At 57.8% G+C, this 21,196-nt stretch carries 19 protein-coding genes and 4 pseudogenes; 10 read left to right on the forward strand and 13 right to left on the reverse strand.

Going from position 1 to position 21,196, the window contains the following annotated elements:
* Positions 1–77: 77 nt before the first annotated feature.
* On the reverse strand, positions 78–704 hold the full coding sequence (locus tag ACVWYQ_RS15790) for a J domain-containing protein (protein ID WP_456727152.1): 627 nt from the start codon (positions 702–704) through the stop codon (positions 78–80).
* Positions 705–1,249: 545 nt separating this feature from the next.
* Here ACVWYQ_RS15790 and ACVWYQ_RS15795 point away from each other — a divergent pair.
* Positions 1,250–1,597 carry a hypothetical protein gene (locus ACVWYQ_RS15795; RefSeq protein ID WP_456725880.1) on the forward strand — a complete coding sequence of 116 codons (348 nt, stop codon included), beginning with the start codon at positions 1,250–1,252 and terminating at the stop codon, positions 1,595–1,597.
* A 528-nt stretch (positions 1,598–2,125) separates the two neighbouring features.
* A complete protein-coding gene (locus ACVWYQ_RS15800; protein WP_456725881.1) occupies positions 2,126–2,422 on the forward strand; it encodes a hypothetical protein in 297 nt (98 codons plus the stop codon).
* Between the two features lie 686 nt (positions 2,423–3,108).
* On the opposite strand, the gene ACVWYQ_RS15805 is transcribed toward ACVWYQ_RS15800, so the two are convergent.
* Positions 3,109–4,257: a TlpA disulfide reductase family protein gene (locus tag ACVWYQ_RS15805; protein WP_456725882.1), complete on the reverse strand. Its 1,149-nt coding sequence runs from the start codon at positions 4,255–4,257 to the stop codon at positions 3,109–3,111.
* A gap of 959 nt (positions 4,258–5,216) precedes the next feature.
* Between ACVWYQ_RS15805 and ACVWYQ_RS15810 the strand changes: the two are divergent.
* Both ACVWYQ_RS15810 and ACVWYQ_RS15815 read left to right on the forward strand, forming a co-directional pair.
* Positions 5,217–5,381: pseudogene (locus ACVWYQ_RS15810) on the forward strand (hypothetical protein); the annotation flags it as partial.
* Between the two features lie 116 nt (positions 5,382–5,497).
* Positions 5,498–5,641: a transposase domain-containing protein gene (locus tag ACVWYQ_RS15815; RefSeq protein WP_456727153.1), complete on the forward strand. Its 144-nt coding sequence runs from the start codon at positions 5,498–5,500 to the stop codon at positions 5,639–5,641.
* Positions 5,642–5,660: 19 nt separating this feature from the next.
* Here ACVWYQ_RS15815 and ACVWYQ_RS15820 read toward each other — a convergent pair whose 3' ends face one another.
* The gene (locus ACVWYQ_RS15820; RefSeq protein ID WP_456727241.1) at positions 5,661–5,930 is read right to left on the reverse strand and encodes a hypothetical protein; all 270 of its coding nucleotides are present in this window, start codon (positions 5,928–5,930) and stop codon (positions 5,661–5,663) included.
* On the opposite strand from ACVWYQ_RS15820, the pseudogene ACVWYQ_RS15825 reads away from it, so the two are divergent.
* Positions 5,811–6,322, forward strand: a pseudogene (locus ACVWYQ_RS15825) (IS4/Tn5 family transposase DNA-binding protein). The gene ACVWYQ_RS15820 and the pseudogene ACVWYQ_RS15825 overlap by 120 nt on opposite strands.
* Here ACVWYQ_RS15825 and ACVWYQ_RS15830 read toward each other — a convergent pair.
* A complete protein-coding gene (locus tag ACVWYQ_RS15830) occupies positions 6,267–6,674 on the reverse strand; it encodes a hypothetical protein (protein ID WP_456725883.1) in 408 nt (135 codons plus the stop codon). The pseudogene ACVWYQ_RS15825 and the gene ACVWYQ_RS15830 overlap by 56 nt on opposite strands.
* 795 nt (positions 6,675–7,469) lie before the next feature.
* On the opposite strand from ACVWYQ_RS15830, the gene tnpB (ACVWYQ_RS15835) reads away from it, so the two are divergent.
* Positions 7,470–7,607: an IS66 family insertion sequence element accessory protein TnpB gene (tnpB, locus tag ACVWYQ_RS15835; protein WP_456727154.1), complete on the forward strand. Its 138-nt coding sequence runs from the start codon at positions 7,470–7,472 to the stop codon at positions 7,605–7,607.
* Positions 7,543–7,977 carry an IS66 family insertion sequence element accessory protein TnpB gene (tnpB, locus tag ACVWYQ_RS15840; RefSeq protein ID WP_456725884.1) on the forward strand — a complete coding sequence of 145 codons (435 nt, stop codon included), beginning with the start codon at positions 7,543–7,545 and terminating at the stop codon, positions 7,975–7,977. The genes tnpB (ACVWYQ_RS15835) and tnpB (ACVWYQ_RS15840) overlap by 65 nt, the downstream gene beginning before the upstream one ends.
* Before the next feature lie 279 nt (positions 7,978–8,256).
* On the opposite strand, the gene ACVWYQ_RS15845 is transcribed toward tnpB (ACVWYQ_RS15840), so the two are convergent.
* Positions 8,257–8,826, reverse strand: coding sequence for a VirK family protein (locus ACVWYQ_RS15845; protein WP_456725885.1), 570 nt, complete (start codon positions 8,824–8,826; stop codon positions 8,257–8,259).
* A gap of 198 nt (positions 8,827–9,024) precedes the next feature.
* Here ACVWYQ_RS15845 and lptD point away from each other — a divergent pair, with 198 nt between their 5' ends.
* Positions 9,025–9,498, forward strand: coding sequence for an LPS assembly protein LptD (gene lptD / locus ACVWYQ_RS15850; RefSeq protein WP_456725886.1), 474 nt, complete (start codon positions 9,025–9,027; stop codon positions 9,496–9,498).
* Positions 9,499–9,563: 65 nt separating this feature from the next.
* Positions 9,564–10,604, forward strand: a pseudogene (locus ACVWYQ_RS15855) (IS110 family RNA-guided transposase).
* A gap of 157 nt (positions 10,605–10,761) precedes the next feature.
* Here the strand turns inward: ACVWYQ_RS15855 and ACVWYQ_RS15860 are convergent.
* From ACVWYQ_RS15860 to ACVWYQ_RS15895, 8 genes and pseudogenes are all read right to left on the reverse strand, one after another.
* Positions 10,762–12,618, reverse strand: coding sequence for a phosphoenolpyruvate hydrolase family protein (locus ACVWYQ_RS15860; protein WP_456725887.1), 1,857 nt, complete (start codon positions 12,616–12,618; stop codon positions 10,762–10,764).
* Positions 12,572–13,684 (reverse strand): ABC transporter ATP-binding protein, encoded by a 1,113-nt coding sequence (locus ACVWYQ_RS15865; protein ID WP_456725888.1) that lies wholly within the window; start codon positions 13,682–13,684, stop codon positions 12,572–12,574. The genes ACVWYQ_RS15860 and ACVWYQ_RS15865 overlap by 47 nt, the downstream gene beginning before the upstream one ends.
* Positions 13,684–14,475 carry an HAD-IIA family hydrolase gene (locus ACVWYQ_RS15870; protein ID WP_456725889.1) on the reverse strand — a complete coding sequence of 264 codons (792 nt, stop codon included), beginning with the start codon at positions 14,473–14,475 and terminating at the stop codon, positions 13,684–13,686. Before ACVWYQ_RS15870 ends, ACVWYQ_RS15865 begins: the two co-directional genes overlap by 1 nt.
* An 18-nt stretch (positions 14,476–14,493) precedes the next feature.
* A complete protein-coding gene (locus tag ACVWYQ_RS15875; protein ID WP_260380550.1) occupies positions 14,494–15,264 on the reverse strand; it encodes an SDR family NAD(P)-dependent oxidoreductase in 771 nt (256 codons plus the stop codon).
* A pseudogene (locus ACVWYQ_RS15880) lies at positions 15,261–16,203 on the reverse strand (ribokinase). The gene ACVWYQ_RS15875 and the pseudogene ACVWYQ_RS15880 overlap by 4 nt, the downstream one beginning before the upstream one ends.
* Positions 16,200–17,060, reverse strand: coding sequence for a carbohydrate ABC transporter permease (locus tag ACVWYQ_RS15885; protein ID WP_157286210.1), 861 nt, complete (start codon positions 17,058–17,060; stop codon positions 16,200–16,202). The pseudogene ACVWYQ_RS15880 and the gene ACVWYQ_RS15885 overlap by 4 nt, the downstream one beginning before the upstream one ends.
* Positions 17,061–17,069: 9 nt before the next feature.
* Complete coding sequence (locus tag ACVWYQ_RS15890) at positions 17,070–18,032, reverse strand: carbohydrate ABC transporter permease (RefSeq protein ID WP_456725890.1); 963 nt, start codon at positions 18,030–18,032, stop codon at positions 17,070–17,072.
* A gap of 56 nt (positions 18,033–18,088) precedes the next feature.
* The gene (locus ACVWYQ_RS15895) at positions 18,089–19,474 is read right to left on the reverse strand and encodes an extracellular solute-binding protein (RefSeq protein WP_456725891.1); all 1,386 of its coding nucleotides are present in this window, start codon (positions 19,472–19,474) and stop codon (positions 18,089–18,091) included.
* Positions 19,475–20,413: 939 nt separating this feature from the next.
* Here ACVWYQ_RS15895 and ACVWYQ_RS15900 point away from each other — a divergent pair.
* A complete protein-coding gene (locus ACVWYQ_RS15900; RefSeq protein WP_456725892.1) occupies positions 20,414–21,025 on the forward strand; it encodes a cupin domain-containing protein in 612 nt (203 codons plus the stop codon).
* The last annotated feature ends 171 nt before the right edge of the window (positions 21,026–21,196 follow it).

A 21,196-nucleotide genomic window follows, 5' to 3' on the forward strand; every position in this document is an offset into this window, starting at 1 on the left:
CATTTCAACCTCCCTGCTGAAGCGCGTCTTCATTTGAACGCTGTCGACAAAGGACACAACACTCTGGCTCAATAGGACTAGAGATCGCGCAGCACCGTCTTCAAGTAATTGTATGCCTTGATGATCTCGATCAGGCGATCTTCGGTGGAGCGGTCACCGCCATTGGCGTCGGGATGATGCCGCTTAACCAAGGCCTTGTACTTGGTTTTGACGTCGCCGAGCGTGGCGTTGTGGTCGAGGCCCATGATCTGGAGCGCCTTGCGCTCGGCATTCATGACCTTGCGCGTCTCGGCCTTGGACTGTGAGTCCGAGTCGTAGTTGGCAGGGCCATCTCTCTCCGAGAACATACTCGACGGATCGAAGGGACCGTCGATCGCCGCTTCCGCGGCCTTCTTGACGCCGCCAATTGCTCCCATCTTCCACGTCGGAAGGTGGCCGGTCAGCGCATCCTTCTGATAGCGCGCAATAGCTTCGGCATTCATGCCAGAGAAAAAATTGTAATTCTGGTTGTACTCGCGCACGTGAACCAGGCAGAAATGCCAATACTTGCCCGGATTTTCGCGGCCCTTCGGCGCGCGATAAATACCCTTGTTCTGGCAGCCGATCTTTTCGCAGGCGACCACAGTCTCGCGCGCCATGGCTTGCTGCTTGGCTCGCGGCTTGATGCGGATGGAGTCGAAGAACTTGGACGAATCGATCGGCATGCCTGATGGTCGAACTCCGCAAGGAACTATCAGCACCCCGTCGTCGAGCGCGGCGCGGTGAACTCGATTGCTGCATTCCGATCGAAATGCTCTACCTTCTTCGCTCGATGAACATTCTTTTAGTCGTGGCTCTATTTTCAACGTCTTCCTCAGCTCTTTAGCAACATGGGCGCCTTTGTCGCCTATCAACGCTAGCAATTGATTTGCATGGCAAGAACATGTCACATAATTGGTTATGAATGCCGCGCCTGCCAAAACGATCGCTTCAAGGGTTCGGCGTGCAAGATCAATCGCAACTTTTTTGATCAACCGCCTCCTTCGTCGCTTGCCACGCGGCAATTAAGATGAAGCGCGCGTTGGTTCACCAAAAGTGTTACGTCGTAACTTCCCTGTCATGTCCGGGACGGAGCCACCCGATTAGCTCGACGGCGGTTAGCAAGAAAGATCAGCGTCCGCGCGAACCGACAAATAACATCAGCCTCGCCAAGCGTTATCGAGCAGGCGGCAGGCTCGAGAAGGGATGGAGTACCGTTCGAGCTTTGCGAATGGCACGCCAAGCATGCGATCGGGCCCTTGTCAGTGAACAGATCATCGGAATTGGCCCGACCGCTGCGGCGTGCGGACCTTCCATTGGTGACGGAATGATTGTGCTATCGGACGCATCTGGCCGGCTTTGCTGCAGACGGCTCGTCACGATGATCTCGTTTCTTGGTCCCAGCCCTCGAACCGCACGGCAGATTGAAGCCTTTAGTCGATGTGCGGGTGTTGATTTGGAGGTGAGCGCGGGCAACGATCGCATCCTTCTTCAAGACGTTGAGGGCGCCGAGCCCTATCTCTTTCGCGGTGCCGAGCACATTCTTGACCGAAACAATGCATTGCTGCTTGAATGCTAGTGTCGCCGTCGTATTTGCGGATGGGCAGATATGATGGGAAGTTCATGTCCAACAGGAAGTTGCGACCGATCTCGATGTTCAACAAAGGCAACGCACCACCGCCGAGATGATGATTAGTTGCTGCTGCAGCAATTTTCTCTTCTCAAAGGCAATAAGCCGTGCAGGAAAGTCGCCCGCTGATGCATCGGCCGCGGTAATCCCGCGTCAAGAAGCGCGTAGAATCGGCGACCACAATGTGGATGTCCGCCTGCCAAGCGACATCCTTCACTTCGTCGTTCTCTCTCCGAGATGACGCTGTCCATCACTTCGGGGAGCTCGATATGCTCGCGGAGCTGCTTCAGCTGGCTCAGGCAGATTCAAACGGCGGCGGCGCGCCCGGTGCCCATGAAGCCGCCCCAACTGGTCTGCTTCGATCTTTCAGCCGGCTTCGAAGAAACCATCAGATCACAGGAATGTCCTTCTGCCGCTGCTCGGCGTCCTTGATCCTGTTCAAATTCCGTTGGCAAATACAAGAGAAACGATGAGCCTTTGCATCTCCTCGACTTCTCGATCGTGACTCGCCTCACCTTGCACCTCTCGCAGACTGTCGTGGTGATCGGAAGCGAACTCATGGATGTTTTGGTACCGCTCAACCTCTTATTGCCCGACCTTCAAGAGCGCAGCTTGTTTCCAAACATCAAATATTACTCGCAGAACCTCTCGCTTGAGCTGATGGTCGGCCAATGGCGGCCGCCGGTGCACCGCTTGCTCGACGGATTTCGCTTTGATCGACATCAATGGCCGAGCCCAAGAAAATGCTCGTTAGATGCATACTTCGGCTTTTGAACGAAAGTAGTAGCCCGCGAAGAGCCGCGATCGAGGCAAAGATTATAGGTAATTGAAAGCCCGGCTAAGCGCTTACAAATCAACGGCATGGACAAGAACCCAATGCGCTAGCCCGACGGGAGCTTCTCGATTCAGGGCGCCGCGGCTGAGCTTGGAGTGACCCGGATCGAGCTCTCAGACACAAATTACTCATCATCGCAACCGGGTACGAGGCACCGAGCGATCGAAGAACGAGGCACCATGAAGTCATCGGCTCTCCCATAGCTTTATGCCATGTATCCACGGGACTTGGCTGGCTACGATGGTGGAGGCATGGACATGGCGGTCCTCGAGCATCTTCAGTAGATCTCGCCGCTCGGCGGCGGTGAGCGCCGACAATCCACAATCGTCCAGTCACGTTGATCCTAACGTGACCCGACGACTGGGGACCCAAACCGCTCACCGCCGAACAGCGCCGAGATCTCCTCGAGATCGTCGATGATCGGCATTCTTCCGTTGAGGCCGTCGCCCTCGGCTTACGCCCACGCTTGCGCCGCGCCTGCCGAACCAAGCTTGTATGATCCTCTGCCATCTGCCGCTGTCGCGCTAAGCCTAAAAATAGCACTGCATCGTCGAGTACGGCGAGAACTCGCTCGGCAAAGCCCGCCTTCGCAAATCCGAAGGAATCACAGCCGGATCGAAATCACTCACTCATTTTCGGTCCGGCTCTCAGGAGGTTGCTTTGTTTGCGGAGCCGAACAAAACTCTCCGTAACAAGCTTTCTCACCCTTGTAGTTGGCCAAAGCCTGGACCAACCTAGGTACGTAGTCCTGTTTCCTTTCTTCCTGCATAGGATGCGGATCCTCCACTGATTTCAGTGCCAGCTCAATCAACTCGATCGCGCGTTCCTTGTTGCCGCTCTCGTAGTAATACTGAGCGACCGCCTCACATGCCCGGAACTTGTAGTAGTCGCCTGGCGGGGGTTTTAGGGCCAGCATCTGTTCGGACAGCTCCCTACCCATCGCAAAACGCTCGGCACGCGGGAGATGGGACGTGTCAATCGCCGGATCGAAGAGTTCGCTTATAGCTACGGTCATCCACTCCTGGGATTTTTGGTCGATCGCGTCGCGAACCAATTGGCGCATGGCAGGCAGGCCCGTCCGCATGTCGCGCATTTTGTGAAGCAACAGATTGACATGAAGCTGACGGAAGTCCATTCGATTGGGCATCAAGCCAAGGCCCTCTTCAACGGCCGAGAACGCGGTTTTCCAATCTTCGGCCTCCATCGCCGGCCGAAGTTTCGCGTAGATTGGCCCGATCACGGCTGTTTCGCGGGCAACGCGTTGGTCTGCGTCGATCCGGTCCGCATCGGCAGCTTTGGCTTGATCGCTAGTTCGCCAGATGCCGTCGAGAACTTTCGGCAAAACGCCGTCGAGTTGTCTCGGGTGTCCGATAAAGGCAATCCGGCCGTCACGGTCGACCACGAAGGAAGTGGGAATTCCGCAAGAAAAACTGGGCTCCATCCAGAGCTTGTCCATTTCGCCTGAGGAGTCGAACGCGATCCGATAGTTCAGCTTCGGAAACTTTTCGGTCAACCACGCGTCCAAACTGGTTCGGGCCTCTTTCGCGGTTGGAGCTCTTTCGCTCGCTGCGACTCCGACGACCTCAAGCCCCCTGTCTCTGTATTGCTCTTGCAGCCGCACCAGATGGGGCATAGCCTCCACACATGGCCCGCACCAAGTCGCCCAAAATTCGACAATGTACATCTTCCCGGATTGAAAGCTCTTCAGAGGTTGGCCACGCAGCCAGCTCTGCACTTTGATAGGTGGGGCCAGGGATTCCATGCGCAGCACCATGTTGCTCTCCAAAGCTATTGCTAAAGGTTGCTCGACATTCTCAGACTCGTTCTGCTCTCGCCGAAGGTGGCAAATGCTTCGGGATCAGTGCCCGCGCAACCAGCGCCTTGATCATGCAATAGTGGTAGTAACTGTGAGGAGATCCGGGGGCTCTGCGCCATGACAGCGACTGCCAGTTCCTCCTTAGATGAATCTTGAAGAACGTTCCGCCGTAGCCTGGATGCAAAGTTAAACCCGTCTTACCGGAAGCGTTGACGCCAACAGCATTACCCGCTGCAATCTTCGCCGGCTCTGTGGGGGGCGCGGTCACCGCCACATTGTTGTTCACCGCTCCCGCATTTCCGAGCATACACGAAGAGTTGCGTTGATCAGGATAAATCGAGCAAGTCTCATCGTGCAACTCTGGGGCGAAGTCGCCGGACCGTTTTGGCTGCGCGGCTCTTTGTTGCTCATACCAGCAATCTGCGTGCCACTCTCGGAGTCTGATGCCGTCTTGGTACAGGACAGTGAATTCCGCGTAGACCTCGGCCTACCATTCTGAAATGGCGGGCCGCCTTATTACGTTCCCCACATTGGCCGTCTTGAAGGTGACACGGACGACAAGAGAAGATCGAGCCTTAGCATAATGCCGGTCCCGTCCTCTAACCGTCTGCCGCATTTCGACAGAGGCGCGGCTCGCCGAAGGAGCGTCCGAGGATTGCAAGCCACCAGTCCTAGCCATGGGAAGCACTCTCGCAACAGCCCTTCGAAGGGATTGAACTCGCATGTAGCGTCAAGTTGTACATACCAGGGGAAGAACCTGTCCGCGAAAACATCGCCAAAGTGGCAAAGCCATTTCTTGCGACTGTATTATGTTCCGCTTTTGCTTAGTTGGGATGAGCGGGTTACCCTTGCTAACACAATCGGACGCTACAATTGCAGCGCTAGTAGCCGCTGCTCGAGAGTTGGTATGTGATCGAATGAACGCGACATTGTCGGTTTTCGATACATCTGTCGGCGCGGATGGGCTCTTGAACGAAGCCGTGCTTATAACCTCGAGCGGCTCGACGCTTGCTGAGGAAGTCCGCTACGCACCAATCATTGGGCCGGGACTGACGCAGTTACTCAATGACGGGCGTCTCGAGCTCGACCCCAATCCGGTTGAAAACGCGATTCGGCCGATCTGCATGATCAGAAAACAAGCGCGCTCTTCGCCGGTCACGAGGTCGGAGCCAAAAACTGGGCTTTGCTCGCATCCATCGTGCCGGCCTGCAAGCTCAACGACGTCAACCCGGTCACCTACATCGCCGAAACACTCGAAGCGATCATCGCCGGCCATTCACCAAGCAAAATTAACGACCTCATGCCATGGCGAATCCGCAAAAGGTCAAGCCGGCATCAATAGGGCTGCGGCTAACCTTCAATTACGCACATTTGACACCAGTTGTGAACGCCGCGCCGCGGGGGAAATCTCGAATCGGAAGAATCTGTGATTCGTTGTTGAGCACCTGATTCGCAAGCGTGGGGTGCTCGATGGGCTTGGTGAAGGACGCGCGGAGGCGCGTGCGCAGCGATTGACGACCGGTATTGAGACGTGGGCTGATCGGGAAGCTGCGGGATGCGAGTTTGAGGATGGGCGGCTTGGCCGCCGGTTCTGCAAACTGCTCGCACACATCGGGAGCGATATGGGACAAAGCATCCCGCTGGTTGTCAGGACTGGGCCAACACGGAGGCCGCCTATCGCTTCTTCTCCAACGAACGGGGCAACGAGAAGGGATCGAGCTTCGTTCTCCATCACACGACGGAATTCAGTTTTAAGCGCGAGAAGCCGGATTTGATTGGCTTTACGCGCAAGACGGCAGGGCGCACACAGTGCGGCATCCTGATGCATTCGAGCCTCGCCGTGACGACCGAGGGGCTTCCGCTCGGACTGGCGGCAAAGAAGTTCGAGGGGGACGACGGCGCCGAAGCGGAAGATCAATCCGACGCGTGTTCCGATCGAGAAGGAGAGTATCCGCTGGCTGGCGAATTTACGGCAATCTACCGACCTTCTCGCTGCCCCTGGACGATGCGTTCATATTGGTGATCGCGAGAGCGACATCTATGAGCTGTTTTGCTTGGCCGAGGAGGTTGCAACACATTTCTTGGTGCGAACCTGTGTTGATCGGCTTGCCGGCGACCCCTTTGATCCGATGTAGGCCTTTGACCGTAACCTCGTCCATTTCGTCGGCAATTGTATGATTGCCGCCTTGGAGCTTCCACTCGATCGTTTTTCGCCGCTTCGGCGTTGTCCGCTCTTGAGCATGGATCACGGTCAGAGTGAGTGCGGGATATTTCTTCTGCTTACCGACCGGCCGGCACAATTCGAAGCTTGCGGAAACGAATTTCGAGAAGTGCTTCATCCGGATCGCGTCTTCTGGATAACGATGCTCAATCACTCCTCGCCGAATGCCCTACCGCAGACGGCGCTGAGATCCCCAACTCAGTGCTTCTTGATCATTTGGTGAAAGACTGGGGTGGATCGCCGTCGACGAAGCACGCTCTCGCACTATGTCGTCAAGATCGCGCGGCTCGGAGGATATTTGGCCCGAGCAAGCGATCCGCGTCCAGGAAATAGCGTTAGCTGGCGCGGACTATCACGGCTGACTGATATCGAACTGGCAGCCGCGATCGAGGCAAAGATTGTGGTAATTGAGTCAGCCAACACCCTCGCTCCGGGGTTGGATAAGATGTGCGAAGAAGCCTCCGGCTTGAACGGAGGTTTGAGATGGGATTGGACGGCAAAAAAAGACGCGTGTTTGGACAGCTCATCAGTTGGATCTGAAGCAGTCAGCCGGCTTGAAGTGCTTGAAGGGCCGTCCGGGCGTCGTGTGCGTTCAGAGGCCGAGTGGGCTCGGATCCTCGGCGAAAGTCTGCTGCCCGGAGCTCAGACGCGGAGGCAGCGCGCAAGCACGGAGCGACGCGCTGGCAAATTTACCGTTGGCGACGACGCTTCCGACAGCGCGGCGAATTATCGTCGCGCGAGGCTCCGCAGCCGCCGTTCGCACCACTGGTCGTGGACGGGCCGTTAGAGAAGCGTCACGTTCCGGCAGTCAAGCTCGAGATTGCGATTGGCGACGTCGTCGTGCGAACGGATGCGGCGAAAACGGATGCGGCGATAGATGGGGAGCAGCTGTCTCGATTGATCCGCGCGGTGCGGGCGTCACGACATTGTCCTCGGCTCCGAACTGAAGATTTATATCGCGACGCGACCCGTCGACTTCCGCTGGGGGCACGATGGGCTTGCTGCGAAGGTGCAGGAGATGCTTGGTCTCGATCCGTTCAGCGGTACGGCCTTCGTGTTCCCGGTCGAAACGGGGGGACCGGATTAAGATTCTGGTGTGGGATCGAACGGACCTGGTGCGGGTGCAGAAACGCCTCGAGGCTTGCGAGTTCGTGTGGCCAAAACTTGCGGACGGCGTGGTGCGGATATCGCCGGCAATGTTCACCGCGCTGTTTGAGGGCCTGGATTGGCGGTTGGTCCGCCCGGAGGAAGCGCGGCGCCCACAGATCGCTCGATCAGTGCGGCAAAATGACTCTGTGCCGAGTTGTGCATGGCACCGTCAGCGCAGCAACGATGAACGTCTCCTCTCGGCGTGTCGCCGGGGATTCTCGGGAACGCCGTGCGCCTTGGTACAGCGCCCCCTACGGTCCGGCACTTGTCTTTCTTCGAGAGCCAACGACGGCGCTCCAGCTTCGTGATCACTTCCGGCCAATGCCGCTGTCACGTCAGACTTAAGCATGGGTCAAGTATAGATCCCTTCGAAGAGATCCCGAAACTCGCGTATCCCCATGTGCTGCGAGAAGTTTAAGGAAACGACGCTTAACTAAACACCTCACGGGCTTAGTAAAGGTGGTCGACCTGCTCGCAGGGCGACATCCGGCCAAGCTCCGCGTACAGGTTTCATGCCGAGGCTCCTCACGCCATAATTCAGTGGCGCAATGATTACCCAACTTTCTTCAACCGGCGAGACCAACTGGTTACCACATGAACTTCGCGCCCTCGGGAAGCTCGCAGACAAACTCGCCTTGATTCACGACATCGACTGTGCCGACCACAAGTTTAGATGCGCGCACGGTGAGTTTGCCCTCGCGGCTGAGGTTGTGCCGAATGTATTCCGTCACCGCGCGCCCCGAACTATCGAGGGTTTGATGTGTATTGGCGAAGCTGATGCCATTCTGGGGGGTCACCCGGAAAGCACTGATGGCCAACCCACCCTGCGTCGCCGGCCCTGGCTTTCCACCATCGGCGACTGTACAGCGACTCAGATCCATCACAACTCTCACGTTCTTTCCCGCCTGGAGGGCGTTCAGCACCTCGATGTATTTCGGCGAGGGCTCATCTGCCTTGACGAGCGTGCTCACGCTTACGGCCGCAATCAAGGACACAGCGATCGACAGGCGCGTGTTTCTAAACGTCCTGTAAAGTTCTACCTCTGATCGCTCAGCCACAAAGTTAGGCGCCAGGCGACTCTCTCGATGCCGCGCTGTAAACCACTTGCCGTTCTTGTGCGCGCTGGCTCGTGACTGTTCCGTTTCCACCTCGTCCACGCACCATTTTTCGATGGGCGAAACACTGCTTTGAATGCACATGCGATGACCGTTCTGTCTGCGACTTTGCGCGGCGTTGTCCGTCTATGGTCCTCGATAGTGGACCTAGCTGACGGCAAGCTGACACACACCTCGTCGCAAGTGGGAACTTGGCTTGGTTTGCGACCCACGAGTAGCGGTTCACATGAGCGTAAGCAGGTGCCGGTCGTCTATCCCGTGATCGATTATTCGGACGTGCTCAACTATCCGGCGTTCGGCGGCGGATTCAGCTTTAAGACCAATTTCGTGAAGCTGTCGCGTGACGCGGCGGTGTTCGATCCGATCACGACGCTCGCCAATACCAACAGCCTGTGCCACGACGGCATCAGCCCGATCCGCGCGGACGCCATCGCAATGCATGCTGCGGGGCTTCATCGAAGCCTCATCGCCGAAGCGCAGTGGCGCAAGTCCTTTACCGATCCAATCGGCCAGATCTGGACGCCGCTCGCCAGTCTTCGCGCCGACGCGATCAATTCCTCGAGCTCCAACCAGCTGGGCGTGTCGAACTACCCTTCCGTCGGCGACACCCAGGCGTTCCGCCTGATGCCGCCGTACGCCCGCCGTTCGCTTATCCCGTGGGCGTCCACGAGATGCGCGACAGCTTTCCGGCTCGCCGGCGGGCCTCACGATTAAAGGGAAGGTCCGCCCCGTCCTCCTCCCTCATCATACGGGAGGTCAGACTAATAGAGGAGAGCATCATGGCCCATCGCAGTTTGCCTCGCTCTGGGCTATCTATGGAATCGACATCGGTAAGAAACCTATTCTACGTCGTTGGGCCTGAGCTGCGACGGCACACCTGTTCAGAAGGTTCGCTTTCGAGGAGAAACACTTTTCAGTTCTTTACTCGCGCAGAGCCAAGCGTAGTCGGCATGGAATCCTGCGCTGGTACACAGGGCTCGCCCGGAAGATGCAGGCATCTTGGTCATAAGGTGCGCTTGATCCCCGCGAAATTCGTCAACCCCTTACGTGAAATCAACCAAGAACGATATCATCGACGCCGAGGCGATCGCAGAGGCCGCGACGCGGCCGACAATGCGTTTCGTCGCCGTTAAGGAAGCCGATCAGGTCGATCTCCAAGCGCTGCACCGAATCCGTGATCAGATGATGGGCTCGAGGACGCCTGATCAATCAGATGCGGGCTTTCTGCCGCGAGTACGGCGTATCTCTGCGTCAGGGTGCTGGGAATATCCAAAATCGAGTTGCCGCACGCTTTGAAGGACGAAGGGAACGACTTATCACCAATGCGTGCGGCGTCTGGTCGGCGATCTCTATGACGATCTCTGCCGCCTCGAAGAACGGATCCGCCAAGTCACGGGAGATCGAAGCAGTCCCTAACCGAGAGAGCATCGCACGCCGGCTGATGACAATTGGTGGTATCGGCGCATGAGGTGCGACTGCTGTGCTTGCCGCGGTCGGTGATGGGCTGCAGTTTCGCAAGGCCCGCGCCCGGCTGCGGTTGGTGCCCAGACAATACTCAACCGACGGAAAACAGACGTTGCTTGGCATCAGCAAACGCCGCAATCGTTATTTGAGAAAGCTTCTCGTGCATGGCGCGCGATCCTGCTTCCGGCATCTGGACCGAACCGCGATCGCCTGGCAAGCTGGCTCGACGCGCGCCAAGCTCGGATGCATCCGAACAAGGCCCTCGTTGCTCTAGCCGCCAAGATGGCTCGCACGTGTGGGTGGTCTTGAACAAGCCGGGAGCACTCTACGAACGCAGGGATCCTGCTTTCAGCTGATGCTTCTGGCTCGATTGCTAGGCTCGGGAACAGTGATGACGAAACAGTGGATCAACATGCCGTAAGCCCTGTGCAAAAAGCGGTCTTCGTGCCAAATTTGGCTCTCCAGTTGTAGATGCTGGCGTCACCGTCGCTGTGCTTCCGGCACCGCGGCAGCCTACTCCAGTATCCGCAGCTTCTTGATCTTGTTGTAGAGGGTTTTTCTTGAAAGCCCCAGAGAGCGGGCGGTCTTTCCGCGGTGAAGCCTGTTTCGTTTCAAGCCCTCGATGATCCACTCGCGTTCTGAGAATGGAGCTGTCGGCTTGGTGGGTGGCGACGTGTTCAAGAACGGCCTTAGGACCTCAGACGTGATGTGGGTGTCTGACAGTGTCACGAGCTGATTGACGATCTGGCGCAATTCCCTCAGGTTGCCAGGCCAATGATGGCCGGCGAGCGCCAGGAATGCAGAATTTTCCATTCCGAGCATTTGCGCGTTTGAATCTCCTTTCGCCTCCGCCGTGAAATGCTGAATGAGCTGCGGAAGATCCTCCAGGCGGTCCGGCAAAGCGGGCATCTCGATGTCTAGCCCAGCAAACAAGGCGAGAAGCCGGGGACAGATGACGCTTTGAAGACCTGCTCCGCGGGCAACGGTCGCGGTTGCAATGATCCGAGCAGTTGATCGCAAAACCGTTAGGCCGTTTAGAAGCGTGAAAGTGCCAGTCTCGAGATAATCGGCGAGACGCTCCTGCGCGTCCCGCGAAAGCTGATCGACATGCAGCAGCAAGACGGCAGTATTACTCGACGTTTCCAGGAGCGACAGTTGGCGCTTCGTGTTCTCATCGCGCTCGGCGCCGAACAGCGCACCCACGGTAGCGATTGCGGGACCCGGACGACAGTGAAATACCGCCGCCTTCACGTGCTTCCGGTCGCTGAAAGCATGAACAAGGCTCGCTATCCTGCGCTTCCCTGATCCCGCCTCGCCCCAAACCAGCACAGGATGGGAGCTGGCGCCCAGACGTCTTGCGGACTCCAGGGTACGCTTCATGACTGAGGACTGCGCGATCACACCATGTCTAAATCCACTCAACTGAAGCTGGCGCTCCAAGAGGTCTACCTTCTCGCGCAACAAGTGAATAGTTTTGAACCCCGACGTCACTTCCAGGACCGACATTTCTAGTGGGACGCGGTCGAGCGAAGAGCCGCCGATAAAACCCTGGACACCCGTGTCGCGGCAGATTCCCAAGAGTTCGTCGGGTTTGGTTACCGGCCCGCCCCCAAGCAGGCAGACCACGTTTTTGTTGAAAGACTGTGCGACGCGCGCAACTGCGCTGGTGCGCGCGGCGAGCTCCGCAAGACTCATCGATGGGTCAGATCCGTCTTCGATGCTCCGGTTAAGATTGAAGTTGATACAGATGGCCTCAGTGCCCGCTTCGACCATGCGCTTTGCCTCGGATCTGGTGCGGGTATAGGCGATCGTCATTAGTCCGCGTTTTGCCGCCTTCACCAGGAGCTCGATTTCCCGCTCGTAGCCAAGGCCGCACTTCTCAAGCAGTGACCTCCTGTAGTCATCGATGTGGATAACGGATGGGAAGTTGGTGACCCCGGAAAAGCCCCAGCTAATGATGCGCTCGAGCCACCGGTCGATGTCGAGCCGCGGATCGAAAGTACAAACCCCAACAAACACCGGCAATTTCGTACTGGTCAGGATCTCGGTCCGGCCGAAGCCGGCCACGAATTCGTTGCAGTTTCGGATCGGAAGAATTGAGGCCGGTGACGATCCGCCCATCGCTCGAAACCGACCGGCATTAAGTGCGAGCACGAAATCTGCGCCCGCGCGTTCGGCCGCTCTCGCGGTCATGCCCGATCCGATTCCCGCTCCCAGCACAAAGGAACGGGAGTTCCGGAAGAACTGCCTGATGCCGTCGCCCCTTACCTGGTCCGTCCGCGTGTGCATACCGGTCCCGCCTCCTGCACGGCAGGTCCGAAAATTAGCTCCAATTTGCGGGCGCGTGCAACCTTCGCAGCGACTTTCCATTGGTCATAAAGAGGTGGCAGTCGGCGGGCGAGGCTGCAAGACGAACCTTGCCGACCCCCTCGGGCGATCCGGCCTTCGGCGCCTTTGCAACCACTGATTCGTTTCTGGCGTTGCCGTAGATGTATGTGATGCTGCCGAGATGCTCGACAAAATCGACGTCGACTTCAATCACGATCTCCTTCCTCTCCGCCGAGGAGGGGGAGAAATCATCGGGCCGAATTCCGAGCGTGATCGGCTCGCCGACGAGCAGTTGATCCGGCTGAACGGGCACGCAGACCGTTGTCCCCGCTTCCAATTTGATGTCCAGGCCAGCCTCGTGTGCCGCCTCAATGTGGCCGTTCAGAAAATTCATCTTGGGTGAGCCAATGAATCCCGCCACAAACCGGGATGACGGATTGTGGTAGAGATCATGCGGGCTTCCCACTTGCTCGATATTGCCGTCCTTCAGCACGACGATCTTGTCGGCCATCGTCATGGCCTCGACCTGGTCGTGCGTCACATAGATCATGGTATTGCCAAGCTGCTTGTGCAGCTTGGCAATCTGGACCCGCATCTGCACTCGCAATTCCGTATCAAGGTTCGACAGGGGCTCATCGAACAGGAACACCTTAGGCTCGCGCACAATCGCGCGTCCGATCGCCACGCGCTGGCGCTGTCCCCCTGAGAGTTGTCGAGGTTTACGATCCAACAGATGATTGATCTGCAACAGCGAGGCCGTCTCAGCGACCCTGGTATTAATCTCGGCCCTCGCGGCCCTGGCCATGCGCAGGGGAAAGGCGAGATTTTCCCGCACCGTCATGTGCGGATAGAGAGCGTAGCTCTGAAAAACCATGCCGAGGTTACGATCGGCCGCGTCAACATCGTTCACGACTTCGTTATCGATCAAGAGCCGACCGCCGCTGATGCGCTCCAACCCTCCGATCATTCGTAGCAGCGTCGACTTGCCCGAGCCTGATGGCCCGACGAAGACGACGAACTCGCCATGATCGATGGTCAGGTCGATATTCCGCAGGATCTGGATCGTCCCGTAGGATTTATTCACGCCTTCCAGGCGAAGATTAGCCATCACCCTCTCCTCCGTCGCGAGCTGCCAAGCAACGCGGGCGCCACCTCGATCTCAGCCAGACTGGACACGACGAATTCGGGCGGCATCAGTGATGGATCGTCTCCAGGTGGCACGCCGGTGGTCACCAGCGCTGTCGGTAGCCCCGCACGCTTGCCGGCCTGAATGTCCGTCGAGATCTGGTCGCCAATCATCAATGTGGCATTGCGATCGGTGCCTAGACGCGCAAGTGCCGTCTCGATCATGTGCGGCTCCGGCTTACCAACGATCAGGGGCTCGACTTTCGAGGCAGCAGCCACGGCCGTGATCGCTGCGCCTGCACCCGGCTCGAAACCGCCCGCGGTCGGCAACAGGAGATCAGGGTTGGTACCGACGAACACCGCTCCGTTCAGGATCGCTTCGACTGCAATGCGCATCTTTTCATGCGTGATCTGGCGGTCTAGCCCCATGACCACGGCATCAGGCTTCTGATCGGTCACTTCGAACCCCACGTCGACGACAGCCTTCACCAGGGATGGGGCGCCGATCACAAATACACGCCCAAAATCAGGATATTTCGTGCGGAGGAGTTCGGCGGCAGCAATAGCGCTCGTAACAACGTCAGTTGGCGCTATGGCAAGGCCTACCGCCGCCAGTTTGCGGACGATGTCCTCTGGCGTGTGCGTTGAATTGTTTGTCACGAAGCAGAACGGCAACGCCGACGCCTGCCATTGCTTAAATACCTGGACAGCATCGACGATCGCAGCACTCCCGCGATAGACCACGCCATCCAGATCCGAAATGATCCCTTCCATTTGATGTGAGGGTCCGCGTCAGCCATTCATCAGCATCCCGCCATTCACGTGAACGATCTGCCCGGTCATGTAGGAAGCTGCAGGGCTTGCGAGAAAGACCGCAAGACCCGCGATATCCTCCGGCACCCCGACCCGTCCCAAGGGGATCCGGCCGCTATGGCGAGCTTCAGTCTCCTCACGCGGGCGTCCATGCATCGGCGTATCGATGATTCCGGGCGCGATTGCGTTCACATTGATGTTGAGGGGCGCGCATTCATAGGCAAGCAGCTTGGTCACGTCGTGAACGATTGCCTTAGACAAGCAATAGTCGGCGCCGCCGGCCTGGTAGTTGAAGACTGCCCCCTGTGCGGACAGCGAGGAGCCGACGTTGACGATCCGCCCCCCCTTGGCTTGCATGAAACGCTCGATCGCCAGTTTCGAGCATCGCAAAACGGCTATCGAGTTGATCTGGATCGTGCGCTCAATCTTTGCGGTGCTGCCGTTCAAGAGCGGCTGGGCAGATTTGATGCCGGCATTGTTGACCAGCACGTCGAGCCGGCCGAAGTTCTTGCCAATCTCATCGAGAACCCTGGTGACATCTTCCTCGCGCGCCACATCCATTGCCATGGGCACGACGCCGTTGCCATAGGGCAAGCTTGCCAACGTGTTCCTGAGGTTTGCCAGGTTGCTGTCGGTGGCAAGGACGTTCGCCCCTCCTGCCCGAAATGCATTCACAATGGCAGACCCGATGCCGCCTCCGGCTCCCGTCACGAGCACGGTTCTATCTGATACTGAGAACTGTTCAGTCATTCCAACTCCAAGATCGTTTGGGACTTCAGAAACTCGTCAACTGCCTCCGCGTTAGGCATGGAGCTTTGGGCGCCGCGCCGCGTCACACAAAGCGAGGCTACGGCTAGCGCCCTTCTCACTGCTTGCCTTAGAGGCAGCCGCTGGGCCAATGATGCGGCGAACGCTCCATTGAAGGCATCTCCCGCGGCGGTCGTATCGATCACCTTGACAGGGAAGGCCCGCAGCGAAAATGAGGTTTCCGTATCGGCATAGTATACGCCCTGTGCACCAAGGGTGATCAGCGCGGCACTTGGTCCGAGATCAACAAGCCTCATGGCAGCGTGCGCGGCACTGTCGAAATCGTACACCTCGATTCCCGTCAGCTCGAAAGCTTCCGTCTGATTCGGCGTCACGAAATCGACATTTCGCCAGGCCGCCGACGAAAGCCCCGGCCGCACCGGCGCCGGATTGAAGATGAGCTCAAAACCCTTCTCGGGCTTCATCTCGAAGAGCCGATTGAGCGCTCTGATCGGCATACTCCATTTCCGCAACGACGATGGTATCGGGCTCTATGAACTGCGCCGCGCTCTCGATCATATCTGGCGTCACGTTCAGATTTGCGGCAGGGTCGATCACAATCATGTTGGAGCCGTCGTCACCGACCATAACCATGGCCGACCCCGAAATCTCGCCGGCACAGATATCAATCGCATCCGCGCAAACGCCGGCTTCGCACAGCGACCGCAACAGGGTGTGACCGGCCTCATCGGCGCCAAGCCGCGTGTAGAAGTGAGGCTTGAGCCCGAGCCGGGCGGCGGCAACGGCCTGATTGGCACCTTTTCCTCCAGGGTTGCGGGTCAACGTGCCCATCAGGCTTTCACCTGGGGTTGGCAGTCGATCGACAGCGAAGCAGAGATCGAGATTTGTTGTTCCAAAGAACATTAATGGCCTGACACTCATTTTACCGCACCGAAGGTAAGGCCACGTTCGAGGTGACGCTGGCCGATAACGATCAGAATGACGGGAATGACCATTGTCACGACCAGGCCCGCGGCCATGACAGGGTAGAATTGTACGCCTGGGTTGAGCAGTTTAAGAAGGGCCACAGTCACCGGCGCCTTGGTCGAGCTGAGCATAAGACCGAGCGCGAAGTTGTGCCAGGCAAGCAGAAAGATGAGCAACGAGGCACCGATCAAGCCGGGCTTTAAGAGCGGCAGCACGATGTGCAACATGACCCGAAAGGGTTTGGCGCCATCCATCGCCGCCGCCTCCTCGATATCCTTTGGGATGTCTTCTATGTAGGAGCGGCTCAGCCAAACAATCATCGGCAGCGTGATGACCTGGTAGACCCAGATCATGCCGAGATAAGTGTCATACAGTCCGATCGTCTGGAGCACGCTGAAGAGTGGGATGACGACCAGCAGCACCGGCGCAAAGCGGAATCCAAGAATGAAGAAGGCGATGTCTTCCTTGCAGGGTAGATCGCGCCTCGCCAGAACGTATCCCGCAGGAACCCCCACCGCTAAGGAGACGGCAACGGAGCCGAGCGCTATTACGACACTGTTCGTGATTGGGGTAAGGAAGTCGACTTTTATGGTGCCGTAGCTCGTCGCACCCGCCTGCGCCACATCAAACAAGACACGGAAGTTGTCCAATGTCGGCGAGAACACGAAGCTTGGTGGCCAAGCCATGACCTCCGCCTGCTGCTTGAGCGACATCATCACAATCCAGACAAGAGGAAATGCCAGGATCAATGCGCATATACCGACGAGGACGTTTAGGACCAGATTGGCGGCGGCTGAACGTTTGAAGCGCATGTGTTCCTCTCAGCTGACGCGCTGCCGAACGAAGCGCCACAGCTTGACAGCGGCGAATGTCCCGACCAACACGACCATCCAATTGGCCACCATAATGGCAGCCCCACGCCCGAAGGCGAGATTCTGGAATGCAGTGATGTAGGCGCGCACTGAGAGCACGGCGGTACTGTTGCCGGGTCCTCCTTGCGTTGTGCCGAAGATGATGTCGAATTGATTAAGGGATTCGATCAACCGAAACACTGAGGCGATCAGGATGTAGGGAGCGACGAGCGGCAGCTCGATGTGCAGAAAGGTTGCCCATCCCTTGGCTCCATTGACGCGCGCCGCCTCCCTCACCTCATCATTTATACCCTGCAGTCCGGCAAAAATGATCAGCGCGAAGAACGGCGTGTAAGTCCAGACATCGATCAAGACGAGCGAAAACATTGCGGTCGCAGGGTCTGAGATCCAAGCAAAACGACTGATGCCGGCCAGCGACAGCAAATAGTTCATGATCCCGCTCTGTGGGTCCATCATCGTCGTCCACATCAGCGCGACGCTCATCGGAGGCAGGACGAGGGGCAGGAGAATGATGGGGCGCATCAGACGCGCAAGAAAGACGTCCGTGGCGAAGAGCTTAGCAAGTGCAAGACCAAACGCGGCTTGCACAACCACTGCCGATCCGGCGTAAACAATGGTGGCGCGGACGCTATTCCAAAAATCTGGCGTATTGACCAGAGTTACATAGTTGTCGAGGCCAATGAAGCGGACCAGCGGCCGCCCAAGTTTGAGATCAGTCAGAGATTGATAGACACCATAGAAGAACAAGAAAAGAAACCCGAGCAATATGGTGATAGCTGGAGCGATCGCAGCAATGCTCCACCAGTCGAGACGCGGCTCCTCAAGGCCAGTCGCCATCTGATGTTTTGCCGAGGCGAGTTGACTGGTCGAAGACTGCAGTCTGGCAATCCCGTCGGATCCGCGGAGGTCCATCGCATTTTCTCTAGAGGGCGAGAGGCGGCATTGGCACTGCCGCCCCTGCTTGTGCTTTACATTGAAGAACGGATCTCTGATGCGAGGTCGGCGAGGGTCGCCTTCACATCGGCTCCGTTGACCATCTTCTGCATGGCAACCGCCCAAGCATTCATTGCTTCAGCAAAGCCGACCCGGGGCGTAAAGGCTAATGCAGCCCTCTCCTGCACAGCTTTGAACGTGTCCACGAAATTGTTGAATTCAGGCTTGGCCGCGTAATCGAGCCAGGCCTTGTCAGTCCAGGTGGAGGCGCGCGGAGAGTTGACAAGCTTGCCGGAAATGGCACCGGTCAGCTCGACCTGCTTTGACGTTGCCCATTGGATGAACAGCCAGGCTGCACCTTTCTTCTGCGAAGCGGCGTTCATCGCGAGCGACCAGACCCAGATGTTGGATTCAAAATTATTGCTGTTCGGAGCACGCAAGGGCGGTGCGAAGGCGATCTTCCCCGAGGCCGGCTTGCCGGCTACGTCGTTCCAAAAACCGAACATGTTGGAATCGATTGCCATCGCTATTCGTCCTGAGTTGATGCCATCGACCACCTGATACCAGTTGTCGTTGGCAAAGGACGGTGCCGCACATTTCCTGATCATGTCCACATAGTCATTGTGGAACGCGATCGACTCTGGTGAGTCCAGACCTGTCTCGAGCTTGCCATCCTTGAGGAGGAAATCGTGCACTCCATAGGATTTGGCAATTGAGATCGCGGCGGTGTGGATGCTGCTCCAAAAGCGCACTCCGCGAACACCCAAAGGTGTAATCGCGCGGTCCGAAGCCTTCAGCTTCTCGCATGTCGCGGACATTTCCGGCGGGGTTGTCGGGACCTTGAGGCCGAACTTGTCAAGGATGTCCTTACGATAGAACAGTTGGATGTTCTCAAAGCCATGCGGGATCGCCCACACTTGCCCGCTTCCGGGCTCGATCTGTCCCTCCTTAACTCTCCAGGTCAGCGCATCCCGCAGGGCAGGGAAGAAGTCGTTGTAATCATAGCTGACAGCGGTGAGTTTGGGATCGTTCAGATAACCATCGAGCGGCTCAAGCAACTGGCCCGGCGCGAGATCCCAAGCGGGTTGAATCCCGGTGCCAACGACGTCCCAGCTTGGTGACTTTGTGCTGAGTTGGATGGTCAGCTTATTCCAATAGGCGTCGTCTGGATAAAGCTCCGGCGTTACCTTGATGCCCGTGAGCTTCTCGAACTCAGGCAATTGGACCGCGACGGCGTCGGCATACGGATGGATGTCGTAGGCCCAGACGATCGACGCACCTTCGAACTGCCGCCAGTTGACGTCGTCTGCCTTGGCTTGAGCAAACGTTATGGCCAACCCGGCCAAAAGCGTGGAACATATGAGCGTTTTTCCGGCAAAATTGGCCGAATGGCCGCGACCAGCGGCGAGCTTCCTTGACATGATTCCCTCCGATGGGCTCTTTGGCCCGTAAACCACGCGCCCCTCCTCTTCCGAAAGGCCGCAGTGGCAAGAAGGGTAGCCCTCATTCTTACGTCGTAACCGGCTTTTCGAACCAGGGTTGGGTAAGATTGGGTAACGTCGAAGAACGATGATTCAGGAGAGGAACTGCGGGCCGTCAGAAAGCTCCGCTGGCCGGCGGGTATATTGAACTCGGATGCATGGGAGCCAGCGCCTGCAAAACGGCAGGCCGCTGATCAGCTTGCCGCGCAAGCATAACACTGGTCGACTGACGCATCTATGATGGCTCCCACTCGACCGCTATGGCAATCCGCCGGTCCTTCCCATGAAGCAGCCCCGCGCTTGATGAACGAATCGAACGGGACATTTTGGGCCATATCCGTGCCTTATCGAAAGATGTGACCGTGCTGGCGATCACTGTCGAAGAGGTATTATTTCTGCAAGCGTCCTTGTGGTTGATCTGACCGGCTGCAGCTTGTCAGTGACATAGAATGGATCGGCAGCAATCCACGCTTGAAATCGCAACTGGTTGAGGAGCGGAATGCGACCGTGATCGCTAGAATTTCGCCTTCGGCACGAGAACTGGTCGCCCTGGGCCAAAGGCGGTTACCGAAACAGTCCACCTCGCCGCTGCGCGCACGCCGAGCTGGAAGAATTGCCGGCCATCCGGAAGCTGCAGTGTGCCAACGCCGGACTTGACCGTCTTCTGCCGCGACTCACTCTTCATTATGGGGCGCGGCGCCGCCTCCCGGCCCTCTAAGAACCGGCAGCACGACGGAGGTTGGCTTTCCTTCTAGATTTCTCCAGCCCAAATTTCGTCATGACGAAATATAGCTGGCAGTCACATGGTAGGATGCGCAACCTTTTCACTCCGACCGAAGCCCGCACCGCTGTGGCTGAGATGACGCATGGGAGAGCGACATGAATGGTCGCGGCGATACGAAGGATTCGAAGGACACCCCGGCGATCGAAGCCGACGATGCGGTCGACCAGCGCCTCGGCGAGACTGTGCGGCTACTGCGTCAGCGCGCCGGCCTCTCGATCCAGGACGTCGCCAACAAGACTGGCCTGTCCACCGGCATGATCAGCCAACTCGAACGCGCGCGCGTCATGCCGTCGATCCGCACGCTACGCCTGCTCAGCATCGTGCTCGATGTGCCCATCTCCTATTTTTTCGAGAGCAGCGATCCCGCTGATGGGCAGCGCTACATCGTGCGCAAGAATAACCGGCGGCTGCTGCGGCTCACCGCCAGCGGCGTGGTCAAGGAAGCGCTCACGCCCGACGGCAAGGGCCAGCTCGAGCTCTACCAGCTCACGCTCAACCCCGGCGCCTCCTCCGGCACCGACTTCCTGCAACACACCGGCGAGAAGGCCGGCTATATTCTCTCGGGCAGCCTGCGGCTGTGGCTCGACAATCAAGCCCATCTGCTGGAGGCCGGCGACAGCTTTCGCTTTCCAAGCATCGTGCCGCACATGTTCGACAACCCGACACAGCAGGCGGCGCGCGTGATCTGGGTGACGACGCTGCAGTAGCTTCGCGTCAATCGCTCCAAACAGCGACATTGATCGGCAGCTTGAGTGGAGATGTTCGAGATCCAGCTGATGAGTTCCCCGATCTCCTGGATTGCGAGAGAGGCTGCTTGGCCGAGTGGATACAGCGGCCTGATCTCGCCTTTAGCCGTTCGCAATCGCACGGAGCCAGTT

Source organism: Bradyrhizobium sp. USDA 3397 (genome assembly GCF_054060965.1).

Bases quoted from the DNA above. Each gene is read 5' to 3' on its own strand.
- ACVWYQ_RS15790 (WP_456727152.1), bottom strand. From the start codon at position 704: ATGCCGATCGATTCGTCCAAGTTCTTCGACTCCATCCGCATCAAGCCG.
- ACVWYQ_RS15865 (WP_456725888.1), bottom strand. From the start codon at position 13,684: ATGGCTAATCTTCGCCTGGAAGGCGTGAATAAATCCTACGGGACGATC.
- ACVWYQ_RS15895 (WP_456725891.1), bottom strand. From the start codon at position 19,474: ATGTCAAGGAAGCTCGCCGCTGGTCGCGGCCATTCGGCCAATTTTGCC.
- ACVWYQ_RS15875 (WP_260380550.1), bottom strand. From the start codon at position 15,264: ATGACTGAACAGTTCTCAGTATCAGATAGAACCGTGCTCGTGACGGGA.
- ACVWYQ_RS15805 (WP_456725882.1), bottom strand. From the start codon at position 4,257: ATGGTGCTGCGCATGGAATCCCTGGCCCCACCTATCAAAGTGCAGAGC.
- ACVWYQ_RS15900 (WP_456725892.1), top strand. From the start codon at position 20,414: ATGAATGGTCGCGGCGATACGAAGGATTCGAAGGACACCCCGGCGATC.
- ACVWYQ_RS15860 (WP_456725887.1), bottom strand. From the start codon at position 12,618: ATGGAAAGTCGCTGCGAAGGTTGCACGCGCCCGCAAATTGGAGCTAAT.
- ACVWYQ_RS15885 (WP_157286210.1), bottom strand. From the start codon at position 17,060: ATGCGCTTCAAACGTTCAGCCGCCGCCAATCTGGTCCTAAACGTCCTC.
- ACVWYQ_RS15795 (WP_456725880.1), top strand. From the start codon at position 1,250: ATGGCACGCCAAGCATGCGATCGGGCCCTTGTCAGTGAACAGATCATC.
- ACVWYQ_RS15870 (WP_456725889.1), bottom strand. From the start codon at position 14,475: ATGGAAGGGATCATTTCGGATCTGGATGGCGTGGTCTATCGCGGGAGT.
- ACVWYQ_RS15890 (WP_456725890.1), bottom strand. From the start codon at position 18,032: ATGGACCTCCGCGGATCCGACGGGATTGCCAGACTGCAGTCTTCGACC.